Here is a 24,994-nt window from a genome sequence, read left to right as displayed (position 1 = left end):
GCTCTCCTTCTCGTTCAGCTTCTGAACCGGTCGATGATGACACTCAGCTCCGCGCCGACCTTGACGCCGAGCAGCGTGGAAATCAGCGGGATCGCGCCGGCGCTGAAGAAAGTGCCGAACTCGCCGCGCGGCAGAAAGCGCGGGTCGAGAAAACCGCCCGCGAGCACGAGGCCGAGAATGCCGATGCACACGTAGATCACGCCCGCGAGTGACTCGACGACGCTCAGCAGCGCGACGTTCAGCGTCGAGCGGGGCCGCGCGAGCAGCATCAGCATCACGGCGGACGCGACGATCGCGCCGCCCTGGAAACCGCCGCCCGCCGACAGATGGCCGTTGACGATCACGTAGCCGCCGAAGGTGAGGATCATCGGCAGCAGCACCTGCTTGCCGGTATGTACGATCTCGCCGGCTGGGCGGCGCGCGGGCGCGGATTCGTCTGCCGCAGCGGCGGAGGTCGCGTTGCTTTCCTCTTTCAGCAGCACGCCGACGCTCGCCGCGACCATGAACAGCACCGCGACTTCGCCGAGTGTGTCGAAGCCGCGAAAGGTGATCAGAATGCCGGTCACGATGTTCGGCGCGCCGAGTTCGAGCGGCCCTCTGACCACGTAGTACCAGGCGAGCGGGCGCAGCGCCTGCAGCTCGGTGTAGCCGCCGACCAGCCGCCAGAACACGACCGCGAACAGCAGCACCGTCAGCAGCGCAAACGCGCGACGCATCATGATTCGGCCTCCCCCGCGGTGCGCCCGCCTTCGTCGGCGAGTGCGTCGGTGATCGTGGACGAGGTCATCGGCGTGCGGATCAGCCAGGCGGCGCGCGATAGCGCATGCGAGGACACCGGGTTGGTCACGAGCACGAAGTAGATCAGCAGGATCAGACGGAAGGTCCAGTTTGGGTGATAGAACGCGAGGCCGATCAGCACGAGCATGTTGCCGAGCGTCGACGCCTTGGTGCCGGCCTGAATGCGCGTATACGCATCCGGCATGCGCAGCAGCCCGAGGCCGGCGGAGAACAGAAAGACGGCGCCCACCAGGATGAACACGCTGCCGATCAGTTCGAACATGCGCTAGCCCTTCTGATAACCGGTTTTGCGGATCGCGTACAGAAAGATGAAGGTCGCGAGTCCGGAACCGATCGCGGCTTCGGCCATCGCGACGTCGGGCGCGGCGAGCAGCAGGAAGGCTATCGCGGCGAACAGGCTCGCGAGCCCTGAGCTCACCATCGCGGCCAGCAGATTCTTCAGGCAGACGGCCAGTACGCCGCTCACGAGGATGCTCGCGCACATCAGCAGCAGGAGCAGTTCGAGCATGGCTCACAGCCCCCCTTCGAGAAAGCGCGCAATCGCGAGCACCGCGAGAAAGCTCAGCAGTGCATAGACAAGTGCGACGTCGATATAGACGAAACGACCGGAGACTTGCGCGTACAGCGCGATCAGCGACAGCGAGACGACCGTCAGCATGTCGATCGCGACGATGCGGTCGACGAGGGTCTTGCCGATCACGAGACGGATCACGCCGAACAGGATCGCGAAGAAGATCAGCACGGCGGCGATCCGGAGCATGATCTCAGCCAAAGACTTTCTCCAGATGCTTTTCGAACGGTGCGACGAGTGCCTCGGTCGCTGCGTCGATATTGGTCGTCTTCACGTCGAGCAAGTGAATGAATAGTATGTCGTCCCGAATATCCATGACGAGCGAGCCCGGCGTGAGCGCAATCGAATTGGCGAGCGCGAGACGGCCAAGCGGGGTTTGGAGGCGCGTGCGAACCTTGACGATGCCGGGCTTGATGTCGATACGCGGCGAGTACACCAGCGCCATCACGTTCAGATTGGCGCGTACGAGCTCGACGACGAAGGTCGCGCTATACGCGGCGAAGTGATAAGGTGCGCCTGGCGTTAGACGTAGGCGCTGCCATGCTTCGCTCGATGATACGAAGACACGCGCGATGACGAAGGTAATGACGAGACCGACGAGTGCGGGTTCGACGGCGAGCGATGCATTGGCGATCATCCAGATGACGAACAGGACGACCCAGAGGCCAGGCATTCCCCGAGGAACGAACGACGACACCGGTTTTCCGTTGTTCGCAGCCATGTCATCGGTTCCTCAGGAGGCCTTGCGGAAAATTCTAAGTGACAACTTATGGCAAAGCAACCGGCGCACGGTTGTCCGCTGGTGGTCGTTTTGTGTGCGTCAATCCGCGCGGCGCTTATCGGCTGCTCATCGAGTGAATTACTGTCATTGCGATCCGTTCAATAAAATGGCGCGCGAAAAGCCGCCGCCGATCCGCGCGCATTTATTTTGAAACAGACTGCGTCGCCGCGATAAGACGCGACGTTGAATCTCTAAGCGGCGCCGTACCGTTTTTTAATCACCTGTGACTGATCGGAATCTGGAAGTCTTGTCGCCAATCTATGCGCGCGCTGCATAAATTGATTTTTTTAATGAATTTGCGCCGGCGATCAGATCCCGGTCGAATGTCGGGTTTCGCGCGGTTTGAATTCTTCAAATGACCAATAAGGAGCAACCATGAAAGCCATGCTGACAACCCTGACGATTGCGCTGCTGGCCGTCTCGTCCGGAAGCGCAATCGCCAAGGATTGGTCGACCGTGCGGTTCGGGGTCGACGCGAGCTACCCACCGTTCGAATCGAAAGCCGCCGACGGCAAGCTCGTCGGCTTCGATATCGATCTCGGCAATGAGATCTGCCGCCGGCTCAACGCGAAATGCGTGTGGATCGAGAATTCGTTCGACGGCATGATTCCCGCGCTGAAAGGCCGCAAATTCGACGGCGTGCTGTCGACGATGTCGATGACGCCCGCGCGTCAGGCGCAGATCGCGTTCTCGTCGAAGGTGTTCCGCATTCCGACGCGTCTGGTCGCGAAGAAGGGCTCGCCGATCGAGCCGACGCCGGAAGCGCTGAAGGGCAAGCGCATCGGCGTCGAGCAGGGCTCGATTCAGGAAACCTACGCGAAGACGTATTGGGAGCCGGCCGGCGCCGCGATCGTGCCGTATCAGGATCAGGATCTGGTGTATTCGGATCTGCTTGCCGGCCGTATCGACGCGTCACTGCAAAACGCGGTGCAAGCCGATATCGGCTTTTTGCGCACCGCGCGCGGCAAGGACTTCGGATTTGCCGGCAATCCGCTTTACGACGCGAAAACGCTCGGCAGCGGCACAGCGATTGGTTTGCGTAAAGAAGATACCGATCTGCAGGAAAAGATCGACAAAGCCATTGCCGAGATCCGCGCCGATGGCACTTACGACCGCATTGCGAAAAAGTATTTCGATTTCGACGTGTACGGTCAGTGAGCCGGGGCCGCGCCGCACGTGAGCAGTTTCGACCTGGCACTCGCGCGGCCCGACACCTAAACTTGTGTCATGACCGTCCTGAGCCGTGCTGCGGCAAGCGGGGATGCCCGAATCGGTTGCAACCGGCGCCTCACGCGGCGCTGCAGGTTTCCGCTTACAAAAGTAAGCGGGCAGGGGACGGCGCAATGCGGCCACCGGCTCGCGTGCGGATCGCCTTGCGCACACGGCGCGATCCGCATTGGGGGGCACCGACATGCACGGCTTTCAGATCACGTTCTTCACCCAGCAGGGGCGCAGCCATCATGGCAAGCCGCTTGCCGACTGGCTCGTGCGTCTCGCGAGCGAACTCGGCCTGCGCGGCGCGACCCTGATCCCGGCTAGCGAAGGCATCGGCCATCATCATCGCATTCACTCCGCGCACTTCTTCGAGCTTGCCGATCAGCCGTTGTCCGTCGTGATGGCGGTGACGAGCGACGAAGCCGATCGGCTGTTCGATCGACTGCGCGCGGAGGGTTTGCATCTGTTCTACGTGAAGACGACCGCCGAGTTCGGCGTCGTCGGCGAGGCCGACGGGGCTTGAACGACCGGGCCTCGATGGCAAGCCCCACGCCTCGCTCGTCCAGGCGACGAAGTCGGCCGCCATGTCGGAGTCGGTGCGTGCTTCCAGCTTGCCGCTGCGGCACGCGTGGCGGAACACCTCGTAGTCCTTCTCGACCTGGTCCGCGTACGCGCGCGAGCAGACGCGCGCCCGGTGTGGCTATTGGGCATGGCGCATGCTTCGCTGCAAGAGCCGAGTCATCCCAGGGAGAGCGAATCATGCGGCAGGTTTCGGCAAACATGCTGATCGCGCTGTCGGCCGTTGCGTTGCTGGCGGGCGCATCCGGCTGCAAGCGGACGGCCGAGAATGGCGGTATCTCGACGGGCCAGGCGAGCAGCGGTGTCATGAGCAATTCGGCGAGCCCGCGCGGCACACCGGGCGATAGCGACGCGGCAAATCGTGCGAACGCCGAGGCGGGCGCGGCGGCGAGCGCAGCGCCCGCCGCGAGCGACGCCGCGTCGGTCCACAGCACGCCGGCGAGCACGGCGTCCGCGACGCAGTAAGCGTCGCTTAGGCGCGACGGCGCATTGGTCGCCGTTCCATGCGCGCAGGCTTCCTCTCGGTCCCGCGCATGGCGACGCCGCGCGCAGCAGGCGCAGCCTTCCTGGCAGACATGACTCATTGAAAGACGGACCGGACAGGTAGTTGCGCCGCGGCGAAGCGGCGCTCGCGTGTGCGTGTGATATGGAACGCCGGCCCGCTTCAATGCTATGCCGTGGGCTCCTCGTGCCGCACATTGACCATCCACGGCACGCCGAAGCGGTCGATCAACGTGCCGAAGCCGCTGGTCCAGAAGGTCTGCTGGAATGGCATCGTGATCTGTCCGCCGTCCGCCAGCGCGTTGAAGTACTTGACGCCGGACGCCTGGTCGTCGGCGGTGACCGACAGGCTGAAGCCCGCATGCACGGCATTGCCGCCGCGGCAATCGCCATCCGACATCAGCACGTGCGTGTTACCGATGACGAGCGTCGCGTGCAGGATCTTGTCGGCGTGTTCGGGCGCCACCGGGCGAGCGGGATCGGGCGGCGCGTCTTTCGCGCGCAGCTTCAGCAACTCCTGCGCGCCGAGCGCCGAACGATAGAACTCAATGGCTTCCTCACAACGGCCATTGAAGAACAGATAGGGCTGGATTTCCATGCTGATTTCCTGAGACGGGCGAGGGTCGGGCAGACGATTCTATCAGCGTGATCTCGCGGCCGGCCGGCCGTCGAACCTGGGATGCATCGTTCGGCCCCACGATGAAGCCACACACCTGATGCTCTACAGCGTATCCCCGCATCAGGCATCAGGCCTTCCCGGCATGACTCCCGCCATTGGCCGGATAAGCCTCCTGCAACGCGATCGAGCCTGTCTCCAGCAGCGATTTGAGGTTGGACATGATCTTCGGCCAGCCACCCGACACCGCCTCGATGAATTTCGATGGATCGCGCTCGATCGTATGCGTGAGCGTCAACTTGACCGCCGTTCCGCTCGGTTCGAGCTCCATCGTGCAGCGCGAATCGCCTTCGGCCTGCAACTCGGGACGAATCTGGTGCTGCCAGCGGATCACCAGACGCCGCGGCGGATCGGCCTCGACGATCTCGCCCGCGTCGAAGATCTGGCCGCCGCTCGAGACGAGTTTCCACGACGAGCCCGCCGTCCATTCGCTTTCGCAGTGCATGCCGAACCAGTACTGCTTGATGAACTCCGCGTCGGTGAGCGCCGACCACAACTGTTCCGGCGTAGTGCGGATATAGGTCACATAGACGAACGTCGATCTAGTCATTGCCTTTCTCCAGGCGTCGTTTCAGGGTCGAGAGCGCCTTCAGGCGCGGCTTTTCGAACTTGGCAATCCAGCGCTCGTAGATCTGCTGCAGCGGCACCGGATTGAGGAAGTGCAACTTTTCGCGCCCGCTGCGTACGGTAACGACGAGGTTAGCCGCTTCCAGCAGGCCCAGATGCTGGGTCACGCCTTGCCGCGTCATGTCGAGGTGGTCGCACAGGTCGTTCAGAGTCTGGCCGTCGTGCGCGTGCAGCACATCCAGCAGCTTGCGCCGGCTCGGATCGGCGAGGGCTTTGAATAGCACGTCGGTGTCGTCGGGGCGCTCGGCCATGAACGGATACAGGCAAGTAATTTATTGCATTTACTATAGGCAAGAAATTGCTTGCATGTCAAGGCGACGTGAGGGACATGCCGCAGGTTCGACACAAGCGCCGACTACCGTTTAGGAGGCGCTCAAGTACGTTTCGGAACGTTGCCGCCATGCAAAGGACCGAACAGCCGCGCACAGAGCATGCCCATCGCCAGGATACCGAGGCCGAATGGCACGGCATCACCCGTTGCCTCGATCCGAAAGTTGCCAACACGAAAAACCAGAAGATAGCCGACGACCATATTGAAGAAGCCCCACAGTACATTGACGGTCGATGACGACAGCCCTTTTCCGGACGGCTTCGCGAACGGGCTCTGAAACGGCTCGCCCATCACACCGCTGACGAAATGCGGCACGGCATTCGCGAACAGGACACCGCCGAAAAAATAAGAGACGACATGCGGCCAATCCATTTCAGTTGCTCCTTGAATCGAGTAAATCGATGAGGTCGCGGGCTGTGCCCGTTTCGATGCCGGTTCGGATGAAGTACCTGCAAACGTTCAGGAGTCAGCGAGTCGCTGCAGCAGTTCCACCGCGGCGGCGAGCGTGGCCTGTTCTCGCGGCGATAGCTGCGCTTGCAAGGCACCGATCAGCCAGTCCTCTTTGGCCGCCCGACTTGCCTTGAGCGTTCGTCTGAACGTGGGGGTGAGATGGATAAGGGTTTTGCGTCCGTCGGTTGGATCCGCTTCGCCTTTGACGACGCCCAGCGTCTCCAGACCGGCAACGGTAATGCGCATGGACTGTGGTTTTACGCGCTGCGCTCGCGCTAGCGCGGAAACTGTGGCTGGGCCGTCGCGCTCCAGATGAAACAGCACCGACTTCTGCGCCGACGTAAAGTCGCTCGATTGCGAATGTTCTCGCGCGCGGCGAACCAGTTTGCTCACGGCAATGCGCAGTTCGCCCGCAAGGGCGGCTAGATCGGTAGATTGGGAAGACGGTGATTGTCGTGACATGCCGGGAACATAGCAGATATACAGTTTAACTGTACAAGTAAACTGAAGATATTTTCGCCGTCGAGTCCGCACGAACCCAGCATAAACAAGCGCCTGTGAGATACTTCCTCATTCACGCATAATCCCCGAGTCCACCGCGTCTCAACCGGCCCAGGCATGCAAGCCCATCCCCTCCGACTCGCGCCCGGCGACGACCTTCGCGTCGCCGTCGAAGACGCGCTTCGTCAACGCGACCTGCAAGCGGCCTTCGTCGTCCAGGGCATCGGCAGCCTCCACGTTGCGGCATTGAGGTTCGCTGGCGCGCAAGCGCCAACGGAAATTCGCGGCGACCTCGAAATATTGACCCTCGCAGGCTCCGTCTCGCCCGATGGCGCTCATCTGCACATGTCGATCGCGGATGCGCGCGGGCAGGTGTTCGGCGGTCATGTGGCGCGCGGCTGCACGGTACGCACGACCGTCGAGTTGTTGCTCGTGTCGGTTCCGGGCTATTCGTTCGCGCGGGAGCCTGATCCGCAGACGGGTTTTATGGAACTCGTGATTCGCGGCGGCGGCGCTCCGCAGTCCGGCTCCTCCTGATCACGCAAAGGCGCTATCGCTTCGCGCGCCGGTAGTCGCTGAACGCCCCGCCAACATCCGCCCGCCGACCCCCACCAGCACACCCGCTGCCGTATCCAGCCCGGCCTTGCGCCGAACCGACGGATGCGAGGCGAGCAACGCCATCGCGCAGTACCACGCGCACGAAATGCCGATCGACAGCGCCACGACCGCGATATCGAGCCACAACGGCGCATGCGCGGGCACCATCAACGCAAAGATGCTGCCGTAGAACGCGATCGACTTCGGGTTCGTCATGCTGACGAAATAGCCTTTCTTCGTCGCAGCCCAGCCGGACGCGGCGCTGCCGACGTCCGCGGACAACGGCCGCCGCGCGGTCACGATCATCTTGATGCCGAGCCAGATCGACGATCAGAAAGTTGGGTCCCGGGCTCGCGACGCTTAGCAACAGGACGCCCGCAAGCGCAAGCAGGAACTTGACGGAATGCAAGATGAATCCTCCGTGGCGGGCCGAGGTGTTAAGGTCTTTTTAGGGTTGGGGTGATCCATTCGACGCGCATGCGCTGTGAACCTGATTCGATTCCGCGCATGATTTTTCGCGAGTCGGCAAGCATAAAAAACGGCACGGGCTATCGCAGCCCGTGCCGTTTCGCCGGTCGGTAGTCGAATACCACCAGGCGTCATCCCAGTGAATGAATCAAGGTCTGATCCGTCACCTGCACCGGCCTGACCTTGATCGATTGACTATAAAGCGGCGGCAGCGTCGTCAGCAGCTTGCTGCATAGCCGCGCGTGACTTCGAGAAAGGCGCGCCGAATTTTCGACAGCCCCTCGACGCGCGGCAGACACAGAGCAGCAGATAGCCGCGGTTGTCGAGCATCGCGACCGCGTGCCCCGTGCCGCCGTTCTTCAGGTCTTCGGCCACCGCTTCCTTCAGAAATGGCGCGAGCCCCGTTATCATCGACCAGCGCGCCGCCAACGCTGAACGAGCCGGCGCAGTTCGCCGTCATCGCCTGGAGCGCGGCCTGTGTCATCGCGGATTCCGTCGATGTAACTTTTTCAGCCATGTTGATTCATCTCTGCGGCGCGGATTGAATACCGACTGCAAAGAGAATGAGCGGAACCGGCGGTCGGATGCGCACCATCTGGGTGGTGGGCGCCGGCATGAAAGCCGAGTGAGGGAGCAGGCGTGACGGTAGATTCTGTTACTTCGAACGCGAGAGGGAAACCCGCTCGGATTGATAGCTTGCGTGGTGCGAGCAGCGGCCGCCGCGCGGCGGCGGCGCCGTCCGTGCCGCTCGCGCCATGCCGGTCGCCGCGATCGCCGCGCCCGCACGCGGCGACGCGCGCGCGTTCGCCTAGTGCGCGGCCGGCTCCTGCGTGATGGAATCCACGCGGTCGGGATAGAACGCAAGGTGCTCGCGGATCGGCGCGACAGCGTCGTATGGGTGCTCGTAGGTCCACACCGCGTTGGTGCCGCGCTCGCCGGCCGAAGGAATCGAGAAGTATGCGCATTCGCCCTTGTACGGACAATAAGTGGCGTGCGCCGTGCGTTCGAGCCGGCTCATGTCGACGTCCTTGCGCGGGATGTACAGCACGGCCAGATAACGGGCTTCGAGCAGCGTCAATGCGTCGTGCGTATCGGCAATCACGTGACCGCCTGCCATGACGATCACGCGCGCGTGGTGGTGCTCGATCATGATTGGATGATCCGGGCCGGGGATCTTGACGGGTTTGTCGTTCGGGACCGAATGAGTGGACATAACGAGGCTCCCTGCGAAAGTGGGGCTGCGAGGTTTCGTGCGTCGACGGCGATGTTCGTCGCCGAACGCCACGCAAGCGACTGAAGATCGCCCGTATTGCCGTACTACTTCCTTTCAGGTATTTCTATCACATACTAACGCAGACCTTCCAGGTGCTGTGAGCGGCGCAATGCCCGTCGGAATTGCATCAGTTGCGTGCGCGTGCTTTTGTGCAACGGGATGGCGACTTCGCGGAAGACGAACACGATCAGCCGACTGACAGGAGCGCGTCATGCTCGTTGGATATGCCGTGTATGACCCTGCAAATGAGCCTGCAATCTCGTCGACAAATGGCGAGGTTGTTTGACTATGCCGGCGCTTCGGAAGTGTTGGTCACTTCGCGCATTTGGGGCGTGTGCCGCTCTAACCTTGAACCTGTTGTCCTGCCCTTCGCACGCACAGGTCGCGCCGAGGCAATTGTCGAGCAATACCGTGATTGGCGGCAATGTAAAGCAGCACGCAGACGCTGTGCTCGCGATCATGACTTACACGACAGTCCCGGACGTGACGACCAGTAACCTGTCGGTCAACAACGGCCTGACGGGTAATCCCGGCTTCGGGCAGACGCAATTTGGCGGCGGCTTCACCCTCAGCAGGTCGTTTCCGTTGTACATGGAGGGCACGCTCGCCTACAGCCGCTACGATCCGATCTTCATTGCCACGGATGGCGCCCAGCAGCGTGCGGTGCCGACGAAGTGGAACACCTTCAGTGGCACGGTCGGCCTGGGGTGGGATTTCCGCATCACGGACGAACTGGTGTTCCGTCCGATCTTGAACGGCACGATTGGGCGTGTCTCGAGTGACCTGAAGGTGGGGCAGACCCTCTTCAATCATGTCACCGACAGCAACCTGCAGTTCCTCGAAAACGGCTCGCTGAACGCCTACGGCTATGGCGGCTCCCTGATGCTCGACTACGAACACTACCGCGAAAACTACGAAATCGACGCCGAATTGCGGGCAACCGATATTTACCTGCGCAGCTTCGGCGGTTCGTCGGAGGCCGTTCAGGGCTCGGCCATGGCGCAGCAGGTGAGCCTATGGACGCGCTGGCGCGCGCCCACCGGCTGGCACGCGCTGGACCGGCCGGTCCGCTACGTGCTGGAAGCCGCTTACTCGCATTATTTCGGCGATAGTGCCGGCGTGCTGGGTTTCAACGACCTCACGTCGCTGGGAGTCGGCCTCGAACTCGACAGCAGCAGGTATCCCGTCATCGTCACCCGTACGCGGGCGATGGTGCGCTATGTGTTCGGTCGCAACGTGCACGGGGTGTCGTTCGGATTCGCGATGAGTTTCTAGCCAGGCCAGCTTGCCGGTCCAGCAACGAGGCTCGAACCCATGCGCGCGATCCAATGCTTCTCGTTCTCGCGCGGCCGTGCGGTATAGCGCTTGCTCGGCCCAGGCATGAATCGATCAAGGGAGCCGTGATGAACGACGAACCGAAACAGCCCGATGCCGGCAGGCAATCTGCCGGGCACGTTGTAGCAGAACCAGGCCCCTGAACGAAGGGCCAAAACGAAGGACCGCGTGCCATGCGTACACTCGGACAGAGCCGGTCGACGAAGCGGATCGACAGCGAGCCGGACATGCGCCTGCAGAAGATAGAGATTGCCGACTTCCTCGTAAGCTGGACCGTCATCCGGGATTCGGAAGGCGCTTTCCAGTGGGTCGTGGTCGTGACGGAGCGTGGCGGTGAGCATCACACGATCTTCGAGCGACGCGGGACGTGCGGCCACGTGTCATGGGACGACGCGCTCGACATCGCGGCCGAAACCGCGCGCCGCGTCGCGGCCGGGCTCGTCGAGCCGGGTGAACCGGCGAAGACGAAACAGCGGCGCGGGCGCACGCCGGGTGCATCGCGCCCGAATCGTTGATGCGCGATCGCGGGCGGCGCCCCGTGGGGTCAGTAGAATGTGCTAGTTCCATTGACGCCGCGTCTGTGCCGCGCGCCGCGACCTCGGCAGCCAATGCCGCAACGCGAGCAATACAGTCGATCCCAGCAGCAGCGTGGCGATCGGAAACGTGCCCGCGGCATTCACCGCAATGTCCATCGGGCGCTCTCCGAGCAACTGCATCCGGCGGCGCGTCATCGCGGCGCCGAGCGACTGCAGTTCGTTCTTCAGCACGCGCTCGGCGTCGGGCAGCAGGATGGTTTCCTCGTCGGCGACATGATGAGCGACTTCGCGGATCAGTTGATAAAAGAGCCCGTCGTAGGCGGCGTTTTCGGGGCCCATCCCGCGCAGCTTCGCGATCGTTGCGCGCATCTCGTCGTGCTCGGGACGGCTTTTTCTCAGTGCCTCGTCATTGCCGAGCGCGCGGCCGAGCGCCGGGTAGAAAATTTCCTCCTCGAGCTGCGCGTGGATATCGAGCGCGTCGCACACGCCGTTGACGATCGCGCGTTTGCGCCACCACGGCGTGGACGCGTGGTATCGGTGCGAAGCGGCGAGCACGTGCATATGGTCGAGGCGGATCATCGACGTAATCGACGGCGACAGCGATGAGGCGTCATTGGACATGGCGTTTCTCCAGGGAAAGGGTGCCGGCGGATACCGCATGCGCCATTCCCGCTGCCCAGCAATCGATCAACGCGGTGTCGGCTGCCGCGAGCGGAGTGCGTTGCTGCTCGTGAGGGCGCTCAACGCGGAGTCCGCGGCATCCGCCGCACGGGCGAACAGGTCGTCGACGATTCGCCGCGCCGCGCTATATCCGCCCATCAACGCATCGGCCTCGGTGTCGAACGGCCGGCTGCCTCCAATGTCGACGCGCAGCGGCGAGAACGTTGCGACCGCAGCGCCCGCCTGATAGATGTGAACCACCGCCGCGTAGCGTGTGCGTACCGCCGCGCGCCCGGCGGGGCGCAACGTGAAATCCGCCTCGACGGTCACCTCGATCGTGAACCCGTGGTATTCGTAGGTCCGCATCATCATCATGTCCTTCGTCGCGTGAGTGTGTGATCGTGCCGGTGCGCGATGATCATGCGCGACGGGCGCGGCGTTAATTGCCGCCCTGCGCGCTCGAGCGGCGCTGGCTCCGTGCTTCGAGCGTAGCGAGCCGCGCTTGCGGCTGCAGCGCCGGCGGCAGTTCGGCGTTGGCCTCGATGCGCGCGCGCCAGTAAGCCAGCGTCGCAATTCCCGTGCCCTGCCAGTCGACGCGGTCGGATTGAACGAGTTGTTCGAGGCGCTGGACAATCGCGCTGATATGCGTCAATTTCCTTGTAACGTCGTTGTGATTACGCGCGGCTTTCACAGGTTCTCTCCCCGTTTTGTTATCTCCAGCTTACTCGTCGTTCACAGTAAGTCATACCGGCTTGATGACATGTCGAAAACGCCGGATTCAGCATGCTCGCATTTGCAAAAAAAAAAGTACATCGCAGTGAGTTGTCGGAGACAGCCGCATTGTGGACAGCCCCGTCCACTCTCGCGCCGCGGTTTGCGGGACCCACATTCGACGAACCGACGCGCCGGATTGCTTCTACGCTCGACTGTTGGTGTGACGTCGCGATGACAGCGTGTGCAAACGAAGTTCGCGCCGTCGTCGGTTAGTCGGTCGACTTCTGATCTGGATCAAAATAGCAAAAGGCGGTGTGGTGATCGCGTCAGCGCTCGGGTACCCTCGTTGGAAATCCCTTTGTGCGTGGCACGATGAACGTGGTGACTATCGCGAGGGAGGGCGAAATGCCTGATGTCGGACAAGGCTCGTGCGCTACCGATGCACGCAAGCGCGGCGCATCCGCGCGTTGCGATGGTGATCGCAACGCGACTCACGCAGCGAAGAATCGGCGCGCGGCAGCGCTGCGCGGAACGCTCGTGATGACATTTGCCGTCGCCATGACGGGTGGATGCGCGACGTCGGCCGAGCGCACCAATGTGCAGCCTTCGGGTCAACAGACGTGCAATGTGGCCGGCAAATTCTGCAACACGTTTTTCGGACCTTGACGGAAACGCTCTCAGCGCGTGTCGGCGCGCACGGCACGTTCCTGACCGGCCCGCGTTCGTCTGCAATCGGACGACCGATGTTGGACGTGTCGCGGCGCGCGCGTTTGCTCGGGCGTGTCCATGGCCTTCAGCTTGTGGACAGCGAGCATCGGTTGGAGGAGCATGGTCGCCTGGATACGCTTGAAGGGGTACGCGCGGTCGGACAATTCCACCCCACCATTTACGCGCACGAGCGAGGCAACCAGTCGTCCTATTGCAGGAGGAAAGAAATGCTCACGCAGAAAACCAAGGACATCGTCAAGGCCACGGCCCCGGTTCTGGCCGCGCACGGCTATACGATCATTCAACGTTTCTGCAGACGGCACTTCGAGGCGCCAACACGCACGCGAGCCTCGACGTGAAGGCGGAGCACTATCCGATCGTCGGCGAATATTTACCGAAGGACGAACAGCCGGTCGCGAACTTCGAGCCGGGCCAGTACATCGGCATTGCGGTCGATGTGCCCGCGCTCGGCCTGCAGCAGATCCGGCAATACAGCTTGTCCGACGTGCCGAACGGCCATAGCTATCGAATTTCGGTCAAGCGCGAGAGCGGCGAGGCCGGGCGGCCGCCGGGCTATGTGTCGTCGCTGCTGCGCGATCACGTCGAGGTGTTCGGACTGGATCTGTTCGCTGAATGACGCATACGGTCGTGCCGCGCGACGGCTGCCCCGGAAGCGACAAGCAGGAATGCAGTCACCGTGACCGGGAGCGCGGCATGAAAGTGCACCATCTGAACTGCATTTCGACTTGCCCGCTGTGCGGCAAGCTGTTCAACGGCCACCCCGATTCGTTGATCCGCCGCGGGCATCTGACCTGCCATTGTCTGCTCGTCGAAAGTCCGGCGGGGCTCGTGCTCGTCGATACCGGTTTCGGTTTGCGCGATGTCGCCGATCCCTATTCGCGCCTCGGCAAATTCTTCCTGAGGCTGCTGAAGCCTGAGTTCCGAAATGAAATGACGGCGATCAGGCAGATCGAGCGGCTCGGTTTCGACCCGGCCGACGTGCGCCACATCGTGATGACGCACCTCGATTCCGACCATGCGGGCGGGCTCGACGACTTTCCGCACGCGACGGTGCACATGCTCGCGAGCGAGCGCCAATACGCGGCGCAGCAGAAGACGTGGCTGGACCGGCAGCGCTTCAGGCCGCAGCAGTGGTCGTATCAGAACATGTGGCGCGTGCATTCGCCGCAGTACACCGAGCGTTGGGAGGGCTTCGCCAAGGTCCATCCGATCGAAGAACTCGCGAGCGAGATCGCGCTCGTGCCGTTGCGAGGCCATACCTATGGTCACGCGGGCGTCGCGGTACACGGTGATGGCGGCTGGTTGCTGCTCGCGGGCGACGCCTATTTCGACAGCGGCGAGCTCGACCCGGTGCGTCCGCATTGCGCACCCGGTTTGCGCTTCTATCAGTGGATGCTCGAAAAGGATCGCGCGGCGCGATTGTACAACCAGCGCCGCCTGCGTGATCTGGCGAAGCGGGCGAGCCCCGCGTTGACGATTTTTTGCAGCCACGACGTCGACGAGTTCGAGCGGCTCGCGGGCCGTTCGGTGGCGGTGCCGGCGGAGCAGATGGCGTGATGCTCGCAGGCTTGCGAGCGCGCCCGGTGCTTCGCGGATCGCTCACGTCTTGCGCCTGGCCGAGGCACCGTGCGGGGCGGGGCGCGTTTCCTATACTGCCTTTGTCCTCCGTTCGGACTCCAGGGGACATCGTTCTCAAATGCGCTTGCGGCGACCATGCCGGTTGAAGGCTGGTGGCTCTTTTTTGCGCGAGCGCATTTCATCGATCCGGCCGCCGCAGCAGCGCGGCCGCGAGCAGGCCCGCGCCGAGCGCCACGTAGACGTTCCCGAGCGAGCGGCGCGACAGGTGCGCCTCGAATCCAGGGGTCAGCCTGTTGGGCACCACCTTGTAGTCGACCACATACGCGCTCGCCACGGTCGTGGCCGCGGCCACCGCGGTCGCGCCGGGCCGTCGTGACGGGTCGGGGCCGGCCATCCGGTCAACCAGTTGCTCGAACATCATTGCCCAGAAGATCGCGGCTGCCTGATGGATCGCGAAGCCGGTCACCGTATGCCGGATGCTGAAGCCGCGTTCACGCAGCGCGCGTTGCGGCCACAGGCAGTGGGTGACGGCATTGATCGGCGCGAGCGGGCTGCCCGATGCGTCCGTGGATGCCGCCGCGGCTGTCGCCGCCGACACGCAGCCGGCCAACAGCCCCGATGGGACGGCTCGGCGTAGCGTCGTACGGGTGGCCTGATACCACGGAGAACCGATTTTGTACTCGAGCGTTTTCATGGCAGGGCTCCGGTTCGGGCGCGCAAACGCGCGCCCCATGATCGCGGACAGCGGTACGCGCGAGGAGCGGCATGGCGCGTTCCGCGCGGACGATGCGCAGGAATGCCGGCCGAAAATCGTGGCCCCACTGCGATACGCAGTGCGCTTCATCGACGACGAGTTCGATGCGTTGCCGAGAACGCGCCCGCAATGACGCTGCGGATGATGTCCCGTTGGCCGGGGCGCAGCCGGCTGATCCCGAACACTTCGCGCAACGTACTGCGCATCGCGTTCAGACGGGCGGACGTGTCGCGCGGGATGGAGGTGTCGGTCATGAAGTTGGCGGTTGGCTTGCGGCACGGCGAGTCAGCCTGCGGATAGCAAACATCGTACCGCGACCGGGCGCCGCAGCGGGAACGCCGTGTGCTGGTACGTCATGACGTGATATTTACGGCCAAACGGGTGGACTCATGAACAAGGAAGACAAAAGCGACGCGTATCCCTACGCATCGGGCGGATGGGGGTCGGTCAAGGCGGTGGCGACGATCCTGCTGCAGGAAAAAGCACCGCTGAAGGATAGCCAGGTTCTGATGCATCAGAATAAGCCCGACGGTTTCATGTGTGTCAGCTGCTCGTGGGCGAAGCCGGCCGATCCGCATACGTTCGAGTTTTGCGAAAGCGGTGCGAAAGCGACCGCGTGGGATCTGACGGCCAAACGCGTAACGCCCGATTTCTTCGAGGTCCACACGGTCAGCGAGCTCGCCAAATGGCACGACCACGATCTCGAGGAAGCGGGGCGGTTGACCGAGCCGCTGCGCTACGACCCGGCTACCGACCGCTACGTGCCGGTGCCGTGGCAGCAAGCATTCGATGCGATCGGCGCCGAGCTGCGCACGCTGGACCCGGCCAGCGTGGTGTTCTACACCTCGGGCCGCGCTTCACTGGAGACCTCGTACATGCTGCAGCTTTTCGCGCGCATGTACGGCACCAACAATCTGCCCGACAGCTCGAACATGTGCCACGAAAGCACCAGCGTCGGCCTCAAGGAAGCGATTGGCGTGGGCGTCGGTACGGTCTCGCTCGACGACTTCGAGAAGACCGACCTGATGTTCTTCTTCGGCCAGAACGTCGGGACGAATAGCCCGCGCATGCTGCATCAGTTGCAGGACGCGCGCAAACGCGGCGTGCCGATCATCACGTTCAATCCGCTACGCGAGCCGGGGCTGCTGCACTTCGCAAACCCGCAGTCAGCGGTGGAGATGCTCACACCCAGCGATACGCAGATCAGCACGCAATACCACCAGGTGAAGACGGGTGGCGATACCGCCGCGATCCTCGGCATCTGCAAGCTCGTCATCGAAGCGGACGATCGCGCGGTGAGCACGGGCGACGCGCGCGTCGTCGACGTCGATTTCATCCGCGAGCATACGAACGGCTACGAGCAATTCGCTCAGTACGCGCGCGACGCGAACTGGGACGACATCGAGCGAGTGAGCGGATTGCCGCGCGACGCGCTCCAGGCAGCCGCCGACGAGTACATGAAGGCGAACGCGGTGATCATCCATTACGGCATGGGTCTCACACAGCATCGGATGGGCGTGCAGAACGTGCGCATGCTGTGCAACCTGCTGCTGCTGCGCGGCAATATCGGCAAGCCGGGCGTCGGGCCGTCGCCGGTGCGCGGGCATTCGAACGTGCAGGGGCAGCGCACGGTCGGCATTACCGAAAAGCCGGAGCTCGCGCCGCTCGATCAACTGGCCAGCCAGTTTTCGTTCGAGCCGCCGCGCGAGAAAGGCATGAACATCGTCGAGGCCTTCGAGGCGATGCTCGACGGCAAGGTCAACGCGATGATCAACCTCGGCGGCAACCTCGTGCGCTCGGTGCCCGACCGGGTGCGCACCGAACCGGCGTGGGCCGCGCTCGGGTTGACCGTCAACGTGGCGACCAAGCTCAATCGCAGCCACCTGGTGCACGGCCAGCGCTCGTATCTGCTGCCGTGTCTGAGCCGCATCGAGATCGACCGGCAGGCGGGCGGCGCGCAGGCGGTGTCGATGGAAGACAGCACGGCGCACTTTCATGGCTCGCGTGGCATGGCCGAACCGGCCGCGCCGACGATCCGCTCGGAGCCGTTCATCGTCGGGGGCATCGCGAAGGCGACGCTCGGCGAGCGCTCGAGCGTCGACTGGGATGCATGGCGCGACGACTATTCGCGCGTGCGTCTGGAGATGTCGAAGACATGGCCCGAGATGTTCGGTGATTTCGAGGCGCGCATGTGGACACCCGGCGGCGTGATCCGGCCGCTGCCGGCGCGGGAGCGCAAGTGGAAGACCAAAAGCGGCAAGGCCGAATTCATGGTGCCGACTGCGATCGGCGAAGATCCGGACATGCCCGCGCGTGAGCCCGATTCGCTGCGGTTGATGACCTTGCGCAGCGACAGCCAGTTCAACACGACCATCTATGGCCTCGACGACCGCTTCAGAGGCATCAAGGGTTCGCGCATGGTGATTCTGATGAATCGGGCCGACATGGAGAAGCGCGGACTCGCGCACGGCGACCGCATCTGCCTCGAGACGATCGCGGACGACGGCGTCGAGCGGCACGTCGACGGACTGACCGTCGTGCCGTTCGACGTGCCGCAGGGATGCATCGGCGGCTATTACCCGGAATGCAATCCGCTGCTGCCGCTATGGCACTACGCGAAAGAGAGCAAGGTGCCGGGCGCGAAGTCGATTCCGGTGCGCGTACTGGCGGCCACGCGGTGATCAGTGCTTCGTAGATACAAAGAGGCCGGCATCGTTACCGGTGCCGGCCGCTGAATTACACCCGGGCAGCGCGTGAAGGGCATGATAAGCGCGTGCCCATCTCCATCATAGTCGGGACAGCGGCCCTTAACGGGCGCGCAGGGTGTTGGTAATGCATGAGTTGCGTACAGAGCCGAACCAGCAAGCTGGCAAAGGACGAGAACCAAAAGTTTCGCACCGGCTGTGGCGCGCGCAGCGCTATCCGTGATGTCCGTTACCCGGCATTGAAGGACAGCGCACGACGCCACATAGTGTTCGGATACTGCGACGTCGCCTACGGATTCGGGGACAGCGTTTCTCCAGAAGCGTTCATGGCATTCCATCGCTGCCTCCGGGCTGCGGTTCGATTTGCCGGCAACCCGGCATCGTCCGTTTCATCGCGTCGGCAGCCCCCGCACGCGACACGCAGTCCATGCGCGATGTCCGCGACCTGTGCGCGCGCCTCATCGAATTGCTGAGGAAGGGTTGAGAGCAGTCTATTGTTCACCCAACCAGGGTCTCGCGGCCAGCGATTTGCGGACGTCATGAACGAATCGCCGGCAAACGCCGTCGTGCATCACATGCGCCTACGGCGATGAACATAATCCGGGTAGCCGCGACAATCGCCGGTCTCCCAGGTATGGCTGCGCGGGTTGCGCAGCCATACGGGGTTATTTCGAAAGCTGGGTCGGGACTTGCGTCGACGCTTGTGTCGGCAGCTGGTTCGGAAGTTGCGTCGACGCTTGTGTCGGAAGTTGCGGAATCTGCGGAAGCTGTGGAGGTTGCGGAAGCTGCGGCCCACCCTGTGAAAGCTGCTTCGTGGACGGTTGCCCGGCGGACGCTGGCTGCTGCGACGGCAATTGCTGCGGCAGATTGCTTTGCGCAAGCACCGATGTGCTGGTAAGGAAGGCGAACAGTACAAGGAAGATCTTTTTCATTTCAATTCTCTACAGTTCAATTCTCTACAGTTGGTTGTCTTGATTTTGATGCGATTTGCAGCCGCGAGCCGTATCAACGCGCGGCCAAGGTTGCCTTGTAACGCCAGGACGCTGTTGCGGTACTGAAGTCGACGGGGCTACCCGACGCTACGTTGTCTGACGGGAGGAAAGCCGACGAACTAGTCACCCCGCCGTAGTTGTTGAACGCTTGCCGCTGGGCTTCCACGCGGGCTAACACCGCCTGAAAGTCCATTGCATGTTGTGTATTGGCGCCCGTGTGGTCATGGTAGCTGACCGTTTGACGCTGAACCGGTTGCACCGCCGCTTGCTCATAGGTTTGGGGACCGCTGCTGCTAGCGAATGCGGCGGTCGAGAAGGACAAGATCGACGCGACAACAGGAACGGGGATGAAGGTCTTCGACTTTGGCATGATCAGACTCAATATCGAGCGTCGGATTCAGGAGACGCGGTGTTTGGGGAACAACGGTCTGGCGAGGCATGAGTGCTGTTTGCCAGTTCGTTGGTGCCAGTCTAGTCATTTACGGTCGGCTTACAAGCATCTACGGGGCAACGGATAGTTGCCGTCGCTGCAAGGTTGTAGCCGATTGCGCTGAAGCAGTGCGTGCTTCTTTAGTGTGTCCGGAGGCAGGGGCGGTGCGGGCTGTCTGAATGACACGCAGCAATTCGCTTCGACGGTATCCGCTGGTCGTTACACAAACGAGATCAGCCGTGGAGCATGCGCGCTTCCATCGCCGTTCGTCGACAAGACGCTACGTGGGTATCGGAATACGTCCGCTTGCTGTTCTTATGTCAGCGATTCGCGATTCACGCAAACCGTGTATTGAAGATCTCGCAACTCATAATTGCGCGCGTCGAATGGCGGCGCGCTTTGCTTATACTGCGTCCACACGAAACAGGCTTCGTTTTTACGCAGGAATACTTATGGCACACCAACTTACGCTCCACGCCGGTTCATCGAACACGGACGTCATTCACGACATCGTTCAGCACGCGTTGCGCAGCGCTGCTACGGCCTCCACCACGAATGGAGCTATCGATGTGCTTGGTCAGGCGCTACTCGAGGTCGAGCGCCTCGCCGCGCACCCGAGCGTCCTGACGCACTGAGCCCGCTGCGCGTCTGCGAACTGGCCGGGAGTCGGACCGGCAGCGCAGCGCACGGCGTACCGCCGATGGCGGATGCAGCGCGGCTCGATCTTTAAAATCAATATTGACCGATCGCGCGAATGTGATAATATTATCACATAGTGGCCCGTCCGCGAAGTTGCTGTAGGCGAGTCGCTGCAATGCCAGCGCACGCTGAATCAACCGTGGAGATGTCACCCATGACTGCTCAACCAGACCTGAACGATTCGCTGCATCGGTGGCAGGAATGACGCGCCGACCGCGCTTCTTTTTCGCCTTGCTGTGCTCGTTCCCGCTTGTTGCGACGGTCTGCGGTTGTTCCACGACCGTGATGCCCACGCCGCGCGTCATCGCGATTGTCGTTCCCGCGATGCCAGCACCAGCAATGATGTCGCCGCCCGATCCGATGGTGCGTCCATTGTGGATCGAAGTCACCGGGCAACCCGGCGGTCAATCGCAGACAGGCACCAGCAAACCGGCGACGCCGCAAGACCCGTCGCGCCAGCACGGTGACGACAGGCGTACCCACAGCGCGGCTAGCGGCGCGACGCCGATTTGACGGATGCGCCGCGCGGCGACCCGGCGTCGCCGGCTCCTGCGGTTAAGACGGACACTTCCGCCGATGCTTCGGCTCAACGACGAAAGCCACTCGATCACTCGCCCAATGGGGGCGCTTATGACTGTATACCATCGTCAATCTCTGTTTTGGGGCGCCGTTGCGTTAGCGGCCGGCGTGTTGCTATGGAACCTGCGTGCCGTTCTCACGCCGTTTCTGCTCGGTGCGCTCGTCGCATACATTTTGCAGCCGGGCGTGGAGTGGCTGGTACGCCATCGCATTCCGCGCGGCCTTGCGGCGCTGGTGATGATGTCTTTGTTTGCTCTGTCCGTCGCACTCGTCATGCTGCTCATGTGCGTAGTTATCCAGAAGGAAGGGCCGGAACTCATCAGGCAAATTCCATTTATCGTCGCCAAACTCGATGGATGGCTGAAGCCGCGTCTGGCTTTTCTGGGGCTGGATTATTCGCTCGATGTGACGAATATCCGCGAGGTGCTGGCGGCCCGTCTCAAAGCGGACGGGCAGGGCGCGATGCTTGCCGTATGGCAGTACCTGCGCACCAGCAGCAACGTGATGATCAATGTCGTGAGCAATGCGGTGCTGATGCCACTCGTCCTGTTCTATCTGCTCTACGACAGGCACGAGGCGTTCGAGCGCATGGCGAGCTTCGTGCCGCGGCGCTGGCTCGGCAAGACACGGGAATTCGTCGGAGAGATCGATTGCATGATGTCGCAGTACCTGCGCGGGCAACTGCTGGTGATTGCAGTGCTCGCGGTGTTCTACCCGACTGTGCTGACGATTGCAGGGTTGGATCTGGCGGTGCCCGTCGGCCTGTTTAGCGCGCTTGCCGTATTCGTTCCCTACATCGGCTTTGCGACCGGCCTCGCGTTCGCGCTCCTCGCGGCGCTGCTGCAATTCGGTGACTGGTATGGCCTCGCCGTGGTGGTCGCGGTGTATGGCGTCGGCCAGATTCTTGAAAGCTTTGTGCTGACGCCGAGACTGGTTGGCGAGCGCATCGGCCTTCATCCGCTCGCGGTCATCTTTGCGTTGCTGGCGTTTGGGCGGCTGTTCGGATTCTTCGGCGTGCTGCTCGCGTTGCCGGTCAGCGCCATCCTCGCATCGGCATTGCGGGAACTGCGCCACCGCTATCTCGCGAGTGCGCTTTACCAGGGCTGACCGGCATCGCGATCGCCCGATTCGATGTCCGGGCACCTGCCCCGCCTACCCACCAACCCGACACTGCACCGGGCGGCCGCACCTGCGATGGCGCGGAAACGCCGCGCTAGTTGCACTGTCACGGCAAGGTCGGAGCATCGGGAACGGTGGGCAGTGGACGTCGCGCGATCCGCTCGGCCTCTACACGTGTGAGACCGAACGCCTGCAACACAATGGCGGCGGTTCGCTGGGCAAACTTCTCCTCCTTCGAGCGAAGCACCTTTCGCGCACGAACGGTCCGCTTCGACGAGATGGCCAGTTGCAGTTCGGCGGCAATTCCCGCGAGCACCGTGCCAATCACGGTGATAACGGACATGAACCGGTCCGCGATCACAAAACGCCTTTCTGAAATGCCCTTCTCGCTATCGCGCAGCAGGCGCAGGCCGAGACCCCTGCTGAGCAGGCGCGGCGACAAACCTTCGCGAATGAGAAGTTGCCCCCAAACTGGCTCGCGGTAGGCCCGCAGGAGCGTGTGACGGACTGAGACGGCGATCACTTCCGCTGGATCGGACAACCCCGCGGCGAGGCGATCGAGCGTATCCGCAAATTCCTCGAACAGCCATTCGATGAGCGCCGTGAAGATGCCTTCCTTGGATTCGAAGTGGTTATAGAAGGAGCCGAACCCGACGTCGGCTGCCTCGGTGATTTCGTTAATCGTGACGGAGCTCAAACCCTTGGCCGCCACCAGTTTCAGCGCAGCGTCGAGCAGGCGCGCGCGCGTCTCGCGTTTGCGACGGGCACCGCGCGGATAGCTTCGATTGATCGCGTCGCGGGACGCACCTGGCGCCTTGAGAGAGCGTCCGCGGCTCGCGCGCGGTTTGGGGGCTTGTGGCATGTCGGCTCCGTAGTCGTGGTTATTCGAAGTCTGGATTCTAGATTTGTATGTCATAGTTGACAATATACTCAGTAATGGGTCTAATGTCACCCGCGCCGCCGACAACCGGACGTACGAAGGACCCAACGATGCCGACGGAGCGAAAAAATTCCGTTAGCGGTCGATCGCAAGTCCTCGGCCGGAACTGACAGACCAGACAGACCAGCAGATCACCGGGCGGTAGGCATGAACGGGCGCTGCCCCACGTACTGGTTGCGTGGAGGCACATCGAGCTGGCAAGTACCGACATGCACGTCGATAAGTAGGACTAACGTATCAACGAAGCTTGTTTTATGCGTCCGCGCTGATAGCGAACCGTGCTTGCTGGCACTCGGGTTTGCACGGCATCGGGAAACTTTCTTACCAGGGTTATCACCCGTCTTGTGAACATCGTGAAACATTCCGGCCCTATCGCGCAGGCGCCTGCGCGTCGCTTCTTACCTTCCCTCGTCCAATCTCCGCAGTGCGCACGCATGGTGCTTGCGGCTTGCTGCGCGGTCATGCTCGCGGCATGCCACCAGCGCGAAGCCGCCGCTCCAGAGCCAAAGCCCGTGGTCGCCCTGGCCGTCCACGCTGACGGGCGCACGGCAAGTGCGTCGCTGCCGGCTCAGGTGCAGGCGCGCTACTCCACGGCGCTTTCGTTCAGAGTGGGCGGCAAGATCATCGAACGGCGCGTTCGCCTCGGCGACGCCGTCAAGGCGGGACAGGTTGTTGCGCTGCTCGACCCGACCGATCTGCGCAGTAACCTGGCCAACGCGCGAGCGCAGCTCGATGCCGCCCAACACCGGTTCGTCTACGCGAAGCAACAGCTCGATCGCGATCAGGCGCAGGCGCAGGCAAACCTGATTGCACCGGCGCAGCTCGAACAGACGCAGGACGCGTACGCATCCGCTGTTGCGCAGCGCGACTCGGCGCTCGCCCAGATGGCGCTCGCCTCGGACAATCTGCGCTATGCGACGCTGACTGCGGACCACGACGGCGTGATTACCTCGGAGGACGCCGACACGGGCCAGAACGTTCAGGCAACCCAATCGATCTATCACCTCGACTGGACGGGCGACGTAGACATCGTCTGCGACGCGCCCGAGCGCACGCTGAGCTCGCTGACAGTCGGCAGCATGGCGCGCGTAACGCTGCCGGCGCTACCCGGCAAGACCTTCGAGGCCCGCGTGCGCGAGGTGTCGCCTAGCGCTGATCCGCAAAGCCGCACCTGGCGCGTCAAGCTCACCCTGAACGCGCCCAGCCCTGCAGTGCGCCTCGGCATGACGGCCACCGTTGCGTTCGATGTCGTCGGTGACGCGTCGGGCGCACAGCCGTTCACTGTGCCGGTGACGGCGCTCTTTCATCAGGGCGAGAACCCTGCTGTCTGGGTGGTGCGTACCGGCACCGACACACTCGAGCTGCGTCCTGTGACGGTGCAGCGGTACGACGAGCGCACGGTCGCCATCGCATCGGGCCTCCGCGACGGCGACCGCGTCGTGGTGCAGGGCGTACACGCCGTTAGCACGGGCCAGCACGTGCAGGTGGTGGCGCCCCTGCATCGGGAGGATTTCCCGTCATGAACTCCCGTGACCAAGAACCCGTGCGCGAGAGCGCGCCTGTCCCGTCTGCCGGGGCAGACAAATCTGGCGAAGGCAGCTTCAATCTTTCCGCCTGGGCGCTGCGTCACCAGCAGCTCGTGATCTTTCTGATCGGGCTCGCCACGCTTTTCGGCGTGATCGGCTATACGCAACTCGCGCAGTCGGAGGACCCGCCGTTCACCTTCCGCACGATGGTGATCAAGACCTATTGGCCCGGTGCGAGTGCGCGCGAGGTGCAGGAACAGATCACGGACCGGATCGGCCGCCAGCTACAGGCCGCGCCGAACATCGACTACATCAAGAGCTACTCGCGGC

31 protein-coding genes and 2 pseudogenes are annotated in these 24,994 nt (G+C 62.8%); 12 read left to right on the top strand and 21 right to left on the bottom strand.

Annotated elements, in window-relative coordinates; genetic code table 11:
* Window positions 1-14 precede the first annotated feature (14 nt).
* The 5 genes from HWY30_RS00165 to HWY30_RS00145 are packed head-to-tail and all read right to left on the bottom strand — an operon-like array spanning window position 15 to window position 2,090.
* Window positions 15-719, bottom strand: coding sequence for a Na(+)/H(+) antiporter subunit B (locus HWY30_RS00165; RefSeq protein WP_090810585.1), 705 nt, complete (start codon window positions 717-719; stop codon window positions 15-17).
* Window positions 716-1,060 carry a monovalent cation/H(+) antiporter subunit G gene (mnhG, locus tag HWY30_RS00160; RefSeq protein WP_090810583.1) on the bottom strand — a complete coding sequence of 115 codons (345 nt, stop codon included), beginning with the start codon at window positions 1,058-1,060 and terminating at the stop codon, window positions 716-718. Before mnhG ends, HWY30_RS00165 begins: the two co-directional genes overlap by 4 nt.
* A 3-nt stretch (window positions 1,061-1,063) precedes the next feature.
* Window positions 1,064-1,306 (bottom strand): hydrogenase subunit MbhD domain-containing protein, encoded by a 243-nt coding sequence (locus HWY30_RS00155; RefSeq protein ID WP_018422732.1) that lies wholly within the window; start codon window positions 1,304-1,306, stop codon window positions 1,064-1,066.
* A 3-nt stretch (window positions 1,307-1,309) separates the two neighbouring features.
* Window positions 1,310-1,570, bottom strand: a complete 261-nt coding sequence (locus HWY30_RS00150; RefSeq protein WP_090810581.1) for an MrpF/PhaF family protein — start codon at window positions 1,568-1,570, stop codon at window positions 1,310-1,312.
* Window positions 1,563-2,090, bottom strand: coding sequence for a Na+/H+ antiporter subunit E (locus HWY30_RS00145; protein WP_090810579.1), 528 nt, complete (start codon window positions 2,088-2,090; stop codon window positions 1,563-1,565). The genes HWY30_RS00150 and HWY30_RS00145 overlap by 8 nt, the downstream gene beginning before the upstream one ends.
* Before the next feature lie 435 nt (window positions 2,091-2,525).
* On the opposite strand from HWY30_RS00145, the gene HWY30_RS00140 reads away from it, so the two are divergent.
* The 3 genes from HWY30_RS00140 to HWY30_RS00130 all read left to right on the top strand — a co-directional run bounded on the left by HWY30_RS00140 (window position 2,526) and on the right by HWY30_RS00130 (window position 4,409).
* Window positions 2,526-3,308, top strand: coding sequence for an ABC transporter substrate-binding protein (locus tag HWY30_RS00140; RefSeq protein WP_090810577.1), 783 nt, complete (start codon window positions 2,526-2,528; stop codon window positions 3,306-3,308).
* A 253-nt stretch (window positions 3,309-3,561) separates the two neighbouring features.
* Window positions 3,562-3,888 (top strand): DUF190 domain-containing protein, encoded by a 327-nt coding sequence (locus HWY30_RS00135; RefSeq protein WP_090811812.1) that lies wholly within the window; start codon window positions 3,562-3,564, stop codon window positions 3,886-3,888.
* 236 nt (window positions 3,889-4,124) lie between these two features.
* The gene (locus HWY30_RS00130; protein ID WP_090810575.1) at window positions 4,125-4,409 is read left to right on the top strand and encodes a hypothetical protein; all 285 of its coding nucleotides are present in this window, start codon (window positions 4,125-4,127) and stop codon (window positions 4,407-4,409) included.
* 205 nt (window positions 4,410-4,614) lie between these two features.
* Here the strand turns inward: HWY30_RS00130 and HWY30_RS00125 are convergent, their stop codons facing one another.
* The 5 genes from HWY30_RS00125 to HWY30_RS00105 all read right to left on the bottom strand — a co-directional run bounded on the left by HWY30_RS00125 (window position 4,615) and on the right by HWY30_RS00105 (window position 6,991).
* On the bottom strand, window positions 4,615-5,043 hold the full coding sequence (locus tag HWY30_RS00125; protein WP_090810573.1) for a VOC family protein: 429 nt from the start codon (window positions 5,041-5,043) through the stop codon (window positions 4,615-4,617).
* A gap of 148 nt (window positions 5,044-5,191) precedes the next feature.
* Complete coding sequence (locus HWY30_RS00120) at window positions 5,192-5,671, bottom strand: SRPBCC family protein (protein WP_090810571.1); 480 nt, start codon at window positions 5,669-5,671, stop codon at window positions 5,192-5,194.
* On the bottom strand, window positions 5,664-5,999 hold the full coding sequence (locus tag HWY30_RS00115; RefSeq protein ID WP_018422741.1) for an ArsR/SmtB family transcription factor: 336 nt from the start codon (window positions 5,997-5,999) through the stop codon (window positions 5,664-5,666). Before HWY30_RS00115 ends, HWY30_RS00120 begins: the two co-directional genes overlap by 8 nt.
* A 122-nt stretch (window positions 6,000-6,121) precedes the next feature.
* A complete protein-coding gene (locus tag HWY30_RS00110; protein WP_090810569.1) occupies window positions 6,122-6,451 on the bottom strand; it encodes a hypothetical protein in 330 nt (109 codons plus the stop codon).
* An 87-nt stretch (window positions 6,452-6,538) separates the two neighbouring features.
* Entirely contained in the window at window positions 6,539-6,991 is a 453-nt protein-coding gene (locus tag HWY30_RS00105) for a MarR family winged helix-turn-helix transcriptional regulator (RefSeq protein ID WP_090810567.1), read from the bottom strand.
* Between the two features lie 156 nt (window positions 6,992-7,147).
* On the opposite strand from HWY30_RS00105, the gene HWY30_RS00100 reads away from it, so the two are divergent.
* On the top strand, window positions 7,148-7,567 hold the full coding sequence (locus HWY30_RS00100; RefSeq protein WP_090810565.1) for a PPC domain-containing DNA-binding protein: 420 nt from the start codon (window positions 7,148-7,150) through the stop codon (window positions 7,565-7,567).
* On the opposite strand, the pseudogene HWY30_RS00095 reads toward HWY30_RS00100, so the two are convergent.
* The 3 genes and pseudogenes from HWY30_RS00095 to HWY30_RS00085 all read right to left on the bottom strand — a co-directional run bounded on the left by HWY30_RS00095 (window position 7,568) and on the right by HWY30_RS00085 (window position 9,308).
* Window positions 7,568-8,039, bottom strand: a pseudogene (locus HWY30_RS00095) (LysE family translocator).
* Between the two features lie 273 nt (window positions 8,040-8,312).
* Entirely contained in the window at window positions 8,313-8,612 is a 300-nt protein-coding gene (locus HWY30_RS00090; RefSeq protein ID WP_143037289.1) for a hypothetical protein, read from the bottom strand.
* A 291-nt stretch (window positions 8,613-8,903) separates the two neighbouring features.
* On the bottom strand, window positions 8,904-9,308 hold the full coding sequence (locus HWY30_RS00085) for a DUF427 domain-containing protein (protein ID WP_090810561.1): 405 nt from the start codon (window positions 9,306-9,308) through the stop codon (window positions 8,904-8,906).
* A 348-nt stretch (window positions 9,309-9,656) separates the two neighbouring features.
* Between HWY30_RS00085 and HWY30_RS00080 the strand changes: the two genes are divergently transcribed.
* Together HWY30_RS00080 and HWY30_RS00075 are read left to right on the top strand one after the other, a co-directional pair.
* The gene (locus tag HWY30_RS00080; protein WP_090810559.1) at window positions 9,657-10,643 is read left to right on the top strand and encodes a hypothetical protein; all 987 of its coding nucleotides are present in this window, start codon (window positions 9,657-9,659) and stop codon (window positions 10,641-10,643) included.
* A 233-nt stretch (window positions 10,644-10,876) separates the two neighbouring features.
* Window positions 10,877-11,218 (top strand): hypothetical protein, encoded by a 342-nt coding sequence (locus HWY30_RS00075; protein ID WP_244144713.1) that lies wholly within the window; start codon window positions 10,877-10,879, stop codon window positions 11,216-11,218.
* A gap of 42 nt (window positions 11,219-11,260) precedes the next feature.
* On the opposite strand, the gene HWY30_RS00070 is transcribed toward HWY30_RS00075, so the two are convergent.
* From HWY30_RS00070 to HWY30_RS00060, 3 genes are all read right to left on the bottom strand, one after another.
* The gene (locus HWY30_RS00070) at window positions 11,261-11,860 is read right to left on the bottom strand and encodes a hemerythrin domain-containing protein (RefSeq protein WP_090810555.1); all 600 of its coding nucleotides are present in this window, start codon (window positions 11,858-11,860) and stop codon (window positions 11,261-11,263) included.
* A gap of 66 nt (window positions 11,861-11,926) precedes the next feature.
* Window positions 11,927-12,268 (bottom strand): hypothetical protein, encoded by a 342-nt coding sequence (locus HWY30_RS00065; protein ID WP_244144712.1) that lies wholly within the window; start codon window positions 12,266-12,268, stop codon window positions 11,927-11,929.
* A gap of 70 nt (window positions 12,269-12,338) precedes the next feature.
* On the bottom strand, window positions 12,339-12,590 hold the full coding sequence (locus tag HWY30_RS00060; RefSeq protein ID WP_090810553.1) for a hypothetical protein: 252 nt from the start codon (window positions 12,588-12,590) through the stop codon (window positions 12,339-12,341).
* 958 nt (window positions 12,591-13,548) lie between these two features.
* Between HWY30_RS00060 and HWY30_RS00055 the strand changes: the two are divergent.
* Window positions 13,549-13,931, top strand: a pseudogene (locus HWY30_RS00055) (hypothetical protein); the annotation flags it as partial.
* A gap of 104 nt (window positions 13,932-14,035) precedes the next feature.
* A complete protein-coding gene (locus HWY30_RS00050) occupies window positions 14,036-14,899 on the top strand; it encodes an MBL fold metallo-hydrolase (RefSeq protein WP_090811807.1) in 864 nt (287 codons plus the stop codon).
* A 199-nt stretch (window positions 14,900-15,098) separates the two neighbouring features.
* Here HWY30_RS00050 and HWY30_RS00045 read toward each other — a convergent pair whose 3' ends face one another.
* Both HWY30_RS00045 and HWY30_RS00040 read right to left on the bottom strand, forming a co-directional pair.
* Complete coding sequence (locus HWY30_RS00045) at window positions 15,099-15,614, bottom strand: hypothetical protein (RefSeq protein WP_176078825.1); 516 nt, start codon at window positions 15,612-15,614, stop codon at window positions 15,099-15,101.
* 146 nt (window positions 15,615-15,760) lie between these two features.
* Window positions 15,761-15,928 carry a hypothetical protein gene (locus HWY30_RS00040; protein ID WP_167368808.1) on the bottom strand — a complete coding sequence of 56 codons (168 nt, stop codon included), beginning with the start codon at window positions 15,926-15,928 and terminating at the stop codon, window positions 15,761-15,763.
* A 135-nt stretch (window positions 15,929-16,063) separates the two neighbouring features.
* Between HWY30_RS00040 and HWY30_RS00035 the strand changes: the two genes are divergently transcribed.
* Window positions 16,064-18,355 (top strand): FdhF/YdeP family oxidoreductase, encoded by a 2,292-nt coding sequence (locus HWY30_RS00035; RefSeq protein ID WP_090811805.1) that lies wholly within the window; start codon window positions 16,064-16,066, stop codon window positions 18,353-18,355.
* A 1,029-nt stretch (window positions 18,356-19,384) separates the two neighbouring features.
* On the opposite strand, the gene HWY30_RS00030 is transcribed toward HWY30_RS00035, so the two are convergent.
* Together HWY30_RS00030 and HWY30_RS00025 are read right to left on the bottom strand one after the other, a co-directional pair.
* On the bottom strand, window positions 19,385-19,741 hold the full coding sequence (locus HWY30_RS00030; RefSeq protein WP_090811801.1) for a hypothetical protein: 357 nt from the start codon (window positions 19,739-19,741) through the stop codon (window positions 19,385-19,387).
* A gap of 644 nt (window positions 19,742-20,385) precedes the next feature.
* Window positions 20,386-20,889: a hypothetical protein gene (locus tag HWY30_RS00025; protein WP_143037314.1), complete on the bottom strand. Its 504-nt coding sequence runs from the start codon at window positions 20,887-20,889 to the stop codon at window positions 20,386-20,388.
* Between the two features lie 241 nt (window positions 20,890-21,130).
* Between HWY30_RS00025 and HWY30_RS00020 the strand changes: the two genes are divergently transcribed.
* Window positions 21,131-22,186: an AI-2E family transporter gene (locus tag HWY30_RS00020; RefSeq protein WP_090811795.1), complete on the top strand. Its 1,056-nt coding sequence runs from the start codon at window positions 21,131-21,133 to the stop codon at window positions 22,184-22,186.
* 118 nt (window positions 22,187-22,304) lie between these two features.
* Here HWY30_RS00020 and HWY30_RS00015 read toward each other — a convergent pair whose 3' ends face one another.
* Window positions 22,305-23,060: a TetR/AcrR family transcriptional regulator gene (locus HWY30_RS00015; RefSeq protein ID WP_090811793.1), complete on the bottom strand. Its 756-nt coding sequence runs from the start codon at window positions 23,058-23,060 to the stop codon at window positions 22,305-22,307.
* 512 nt (window positions 23,061-23,572) lie between these two features.
* Here HWY30_RS00015 and HWY30_RS00010 point away from each other — a divergent pair.
* A complete protein-coding gene (locus tag HWY30_RS00010; RefSeq protein WP_176078824.1) occupies window positions 23,573-24,661 on the top strand; it encodes an efflux RND transporter periplasmic adaptor subunit in 1,089 nt (362 codons plus the stop codon).
* On the top strand, window positions 24,658-24,994 hold a 337-nt coding region (locus HWY30_RS00005; protein WP_176078823.1), incomplete at its 3' end, for an efflux RND transporter permease subunit. The genes HWY30_RS00010 and HWY30_RS00005, both read left to right, overlap by 4 nt.

Origin of the sequence: Paraburkholderia tuberum STM678 (genome assembly GCF_902833905.1) — a bacterium.
Classification (GTDB): Bacteria; Pseudomonadota; Gammaproteobacteria; order Burkholderiales; family Burkholderiaceae; genus Paraburkholderia; species Paraburkholderia tuberum.
This window is presented reverse-complemented; position numbering and strand designations above follow the sequence as displayed.

What these genes read in the sequence shown, in the direction of transcription:
- HWY30_RS00165 (WP_090810585.1), bottom strand. Translation starts at nt 719, where the DNA reads ATGATGCGTCGCGCGTTTGCGCTGCTGACGGTGCTGCTGTTCGCGGTC.
- mnhG (WP_090810583.1), bottom strand. Translation starts at nt 1,060, where the DNA reads ATGTTCGAACTGATCGGCAGCGTGTTCATCCTGGTGGGCGCCGTCTTT.
- HWY30_RS00155 (WP_018422732.1), bottom strand. Translation starts at nt 1,306, where the DNA reads ATGCTCGAACTGCTCCTGCTGCTGATGTGCGCGAGCATCCTCGTGAGC.
- HWY30_RS00145 (WP_090810579.1), bottom strand. Translation starts at nt 2,090, where the DNA reads ATGGCTGCGAACAACGGAAAACCGGTGTCGTCGTTCGTTCCTCGGGGA.
- HWY30_RS00140 (WP_090810577.1), top strand. Translation starts at nt 2,526, where the DNA reads ATGAAAGCCATGCTGACAACCCTGACGATTGCGCTGCTGGCCGTCTCG.
- HWY30_RS00135 (WP_090811812.1), top strand. Translation starts at nt 3,562, where the DNA reads ATGCACGGCTTTCAGATCACGTTCTTCACCCAGCAGGGGCGCAGCCAT.
- HWY30_RS00130 (WP_090810575.1), top strand. Translation starts at nt 4,125, where the DNA reads ATGCGGCAGGTTTCGGCAAACATGCTGATCGCGCTGTCGGCCGTTGCG.
- HWY30_RS00125 (WP_090810573.1), bottom strand. Translation starts at nt 5,043, where the DNA reads ATGGAAATCCAGCCCTATCTGTTCTTCAATGGCCGTTGTGAGGAAGCC.
- HWY30_RS00120 (WP_090810571.1), bottom strand. Translation starts at nt 5,671, where the DNA reads ATGACTAGATCGACGTTCGTCTATGTGACCTATATCCGCACTACGCCG.
- HWY30_RS00115 (WP_018422741.1), bottom strand. Translation starts at nt 5,999, where the DNA reads ATGGCCGAGCGCCCCGACGACACCGACGTGCTATTCAAAGCCCTCGCC.
- HWY30_RS00110 (WP_090810569.1), bottom strand. Translation starts at nt 6,451, where the DNA reads ATGGATTGGCCGCATGTCGTCTCTTATTTTTTCGGCGGTGTCCTGTTC.
- HWY30_RS00105 (WP_090810567.1), bottom strand. Translation starts at nt 6,991, where the DNA reads ATGTCACGACAATCACCGTCTTCCCAATCTACCGATCTAGCCGCCCTT.
- HWY30_RS00100 (WP_090810565.1), top strand. Translation starts at nt 7,148, where the DNA reads ATGCAAGCCCATCCCCTCCGACTCGCGCCCGGCGACGACCTTCGCGTC.
- HWY30_RS00090 (WP_143037289.1), bottom strand. Translation starts at nt 8,612, where the DNA reads ATGGCTGAAAAAGTTACATCGACGGAATCCGCGATGACACAGGCCGCG.
- HWY30_RS00085 (WP_090810561.1), bottom strand. Translation starts at nt 9,308, where the DNA reads ATGTCCACTCATTCGGTCCCGAACGACAAACCCGTCAAGATCCCCGGC.
- HWY30_RS00080 (WP_090810559.1), top strand. Translation starts at nt 9,657, where the DNA reads ATGCCGGCGCTTCGGAAGTGTTGGTCACTTCGCGCATTTGGGGCGTGT.
- HWY30_RS00075 (WP_244144713.1), top strand. Translation starts at nt 10,877, where the DNA reads ATGCGTACACTCGGACAGAGCCGGTCGACGAAGCGGATCGACAGCGAG.
- HWY30_RS00070 (WP_090810555.1), bottom strand. Translation starts at nt 11,860, where the DNA reads ATGTCCAATGACGCCTCATCGCTGTCGCCGTCGATTACGTCGATGATC.
- HWY30_RS00065 (WP_244144712.1), bottom strand. Translation starts at nt 12,268, where the DNA reads ATGATGCGGACCTACGAATACCACGGGTTCACGATCGAGGTGACCGTC.
- HWY30_RS00050 (WP_090811807.1), top strand. Translation starts at nt 14,036, where the DNA reads ATGAAAGTGCACCATCTGAACTGCATTTCGACTTGCCCGCTGTGCGGC.
- HWY30_RS00045 (WP_176078825.1), bottom strand. Translation starts at nt 15,614, where the DNA reads ATGAAAACGCTCGAGTACAAAATCGGTTCTCCGTGGTATCAGGCCACC.
- HWY30_RS00040 (WP_167368808.1), bottom strand. Translation starts at nt 15,928, where the DNA reads ATGACCGACACCTCCATCCCGCGCGACACGTCCGCCCGTCTGAACGCG.
- HWY30_RS00035 (WP_090811805.1), top strand. Translation starts at nt 16,064, where the DNA reads ATGAACAAGGAAGACAAAAGCGACGCGTATCCCTACGCATCGGGCGGA.
- HWY30_RS00030 (WP_090811801.1), bottom strand. Translation starts at nt 19,741, where the DNA reads ATGCCAAAGTCGAAGACCTTCATCCCCGTTCCTGTTGTCGCGTCGATC.
- HWY30_RS00020 (WP_090811795.1), top strand. Translation starts at nt 21,131, where the DNA reads ATGACTGTATACCATCGTCAATCTCTGTTTTGGGGCGCCGTTGCGTTA.
- HWY30_RS00015 (WP_090811793.1), bottom strand. Translation starts at nt 23,060, where the DNA reads ATGCCACAAGCCCCCAAACCGCGCGCGAGCCGCGGACGCTCTCTCAAG.
- HWY30_RS00010 (WP_176078824.1), top strand. Translation starts at nt 23,573, where the DNA reads ATGGTGCTTGCGGCTTGCTGCGCGGTCATGCTCGCGGCATGCCACCAG.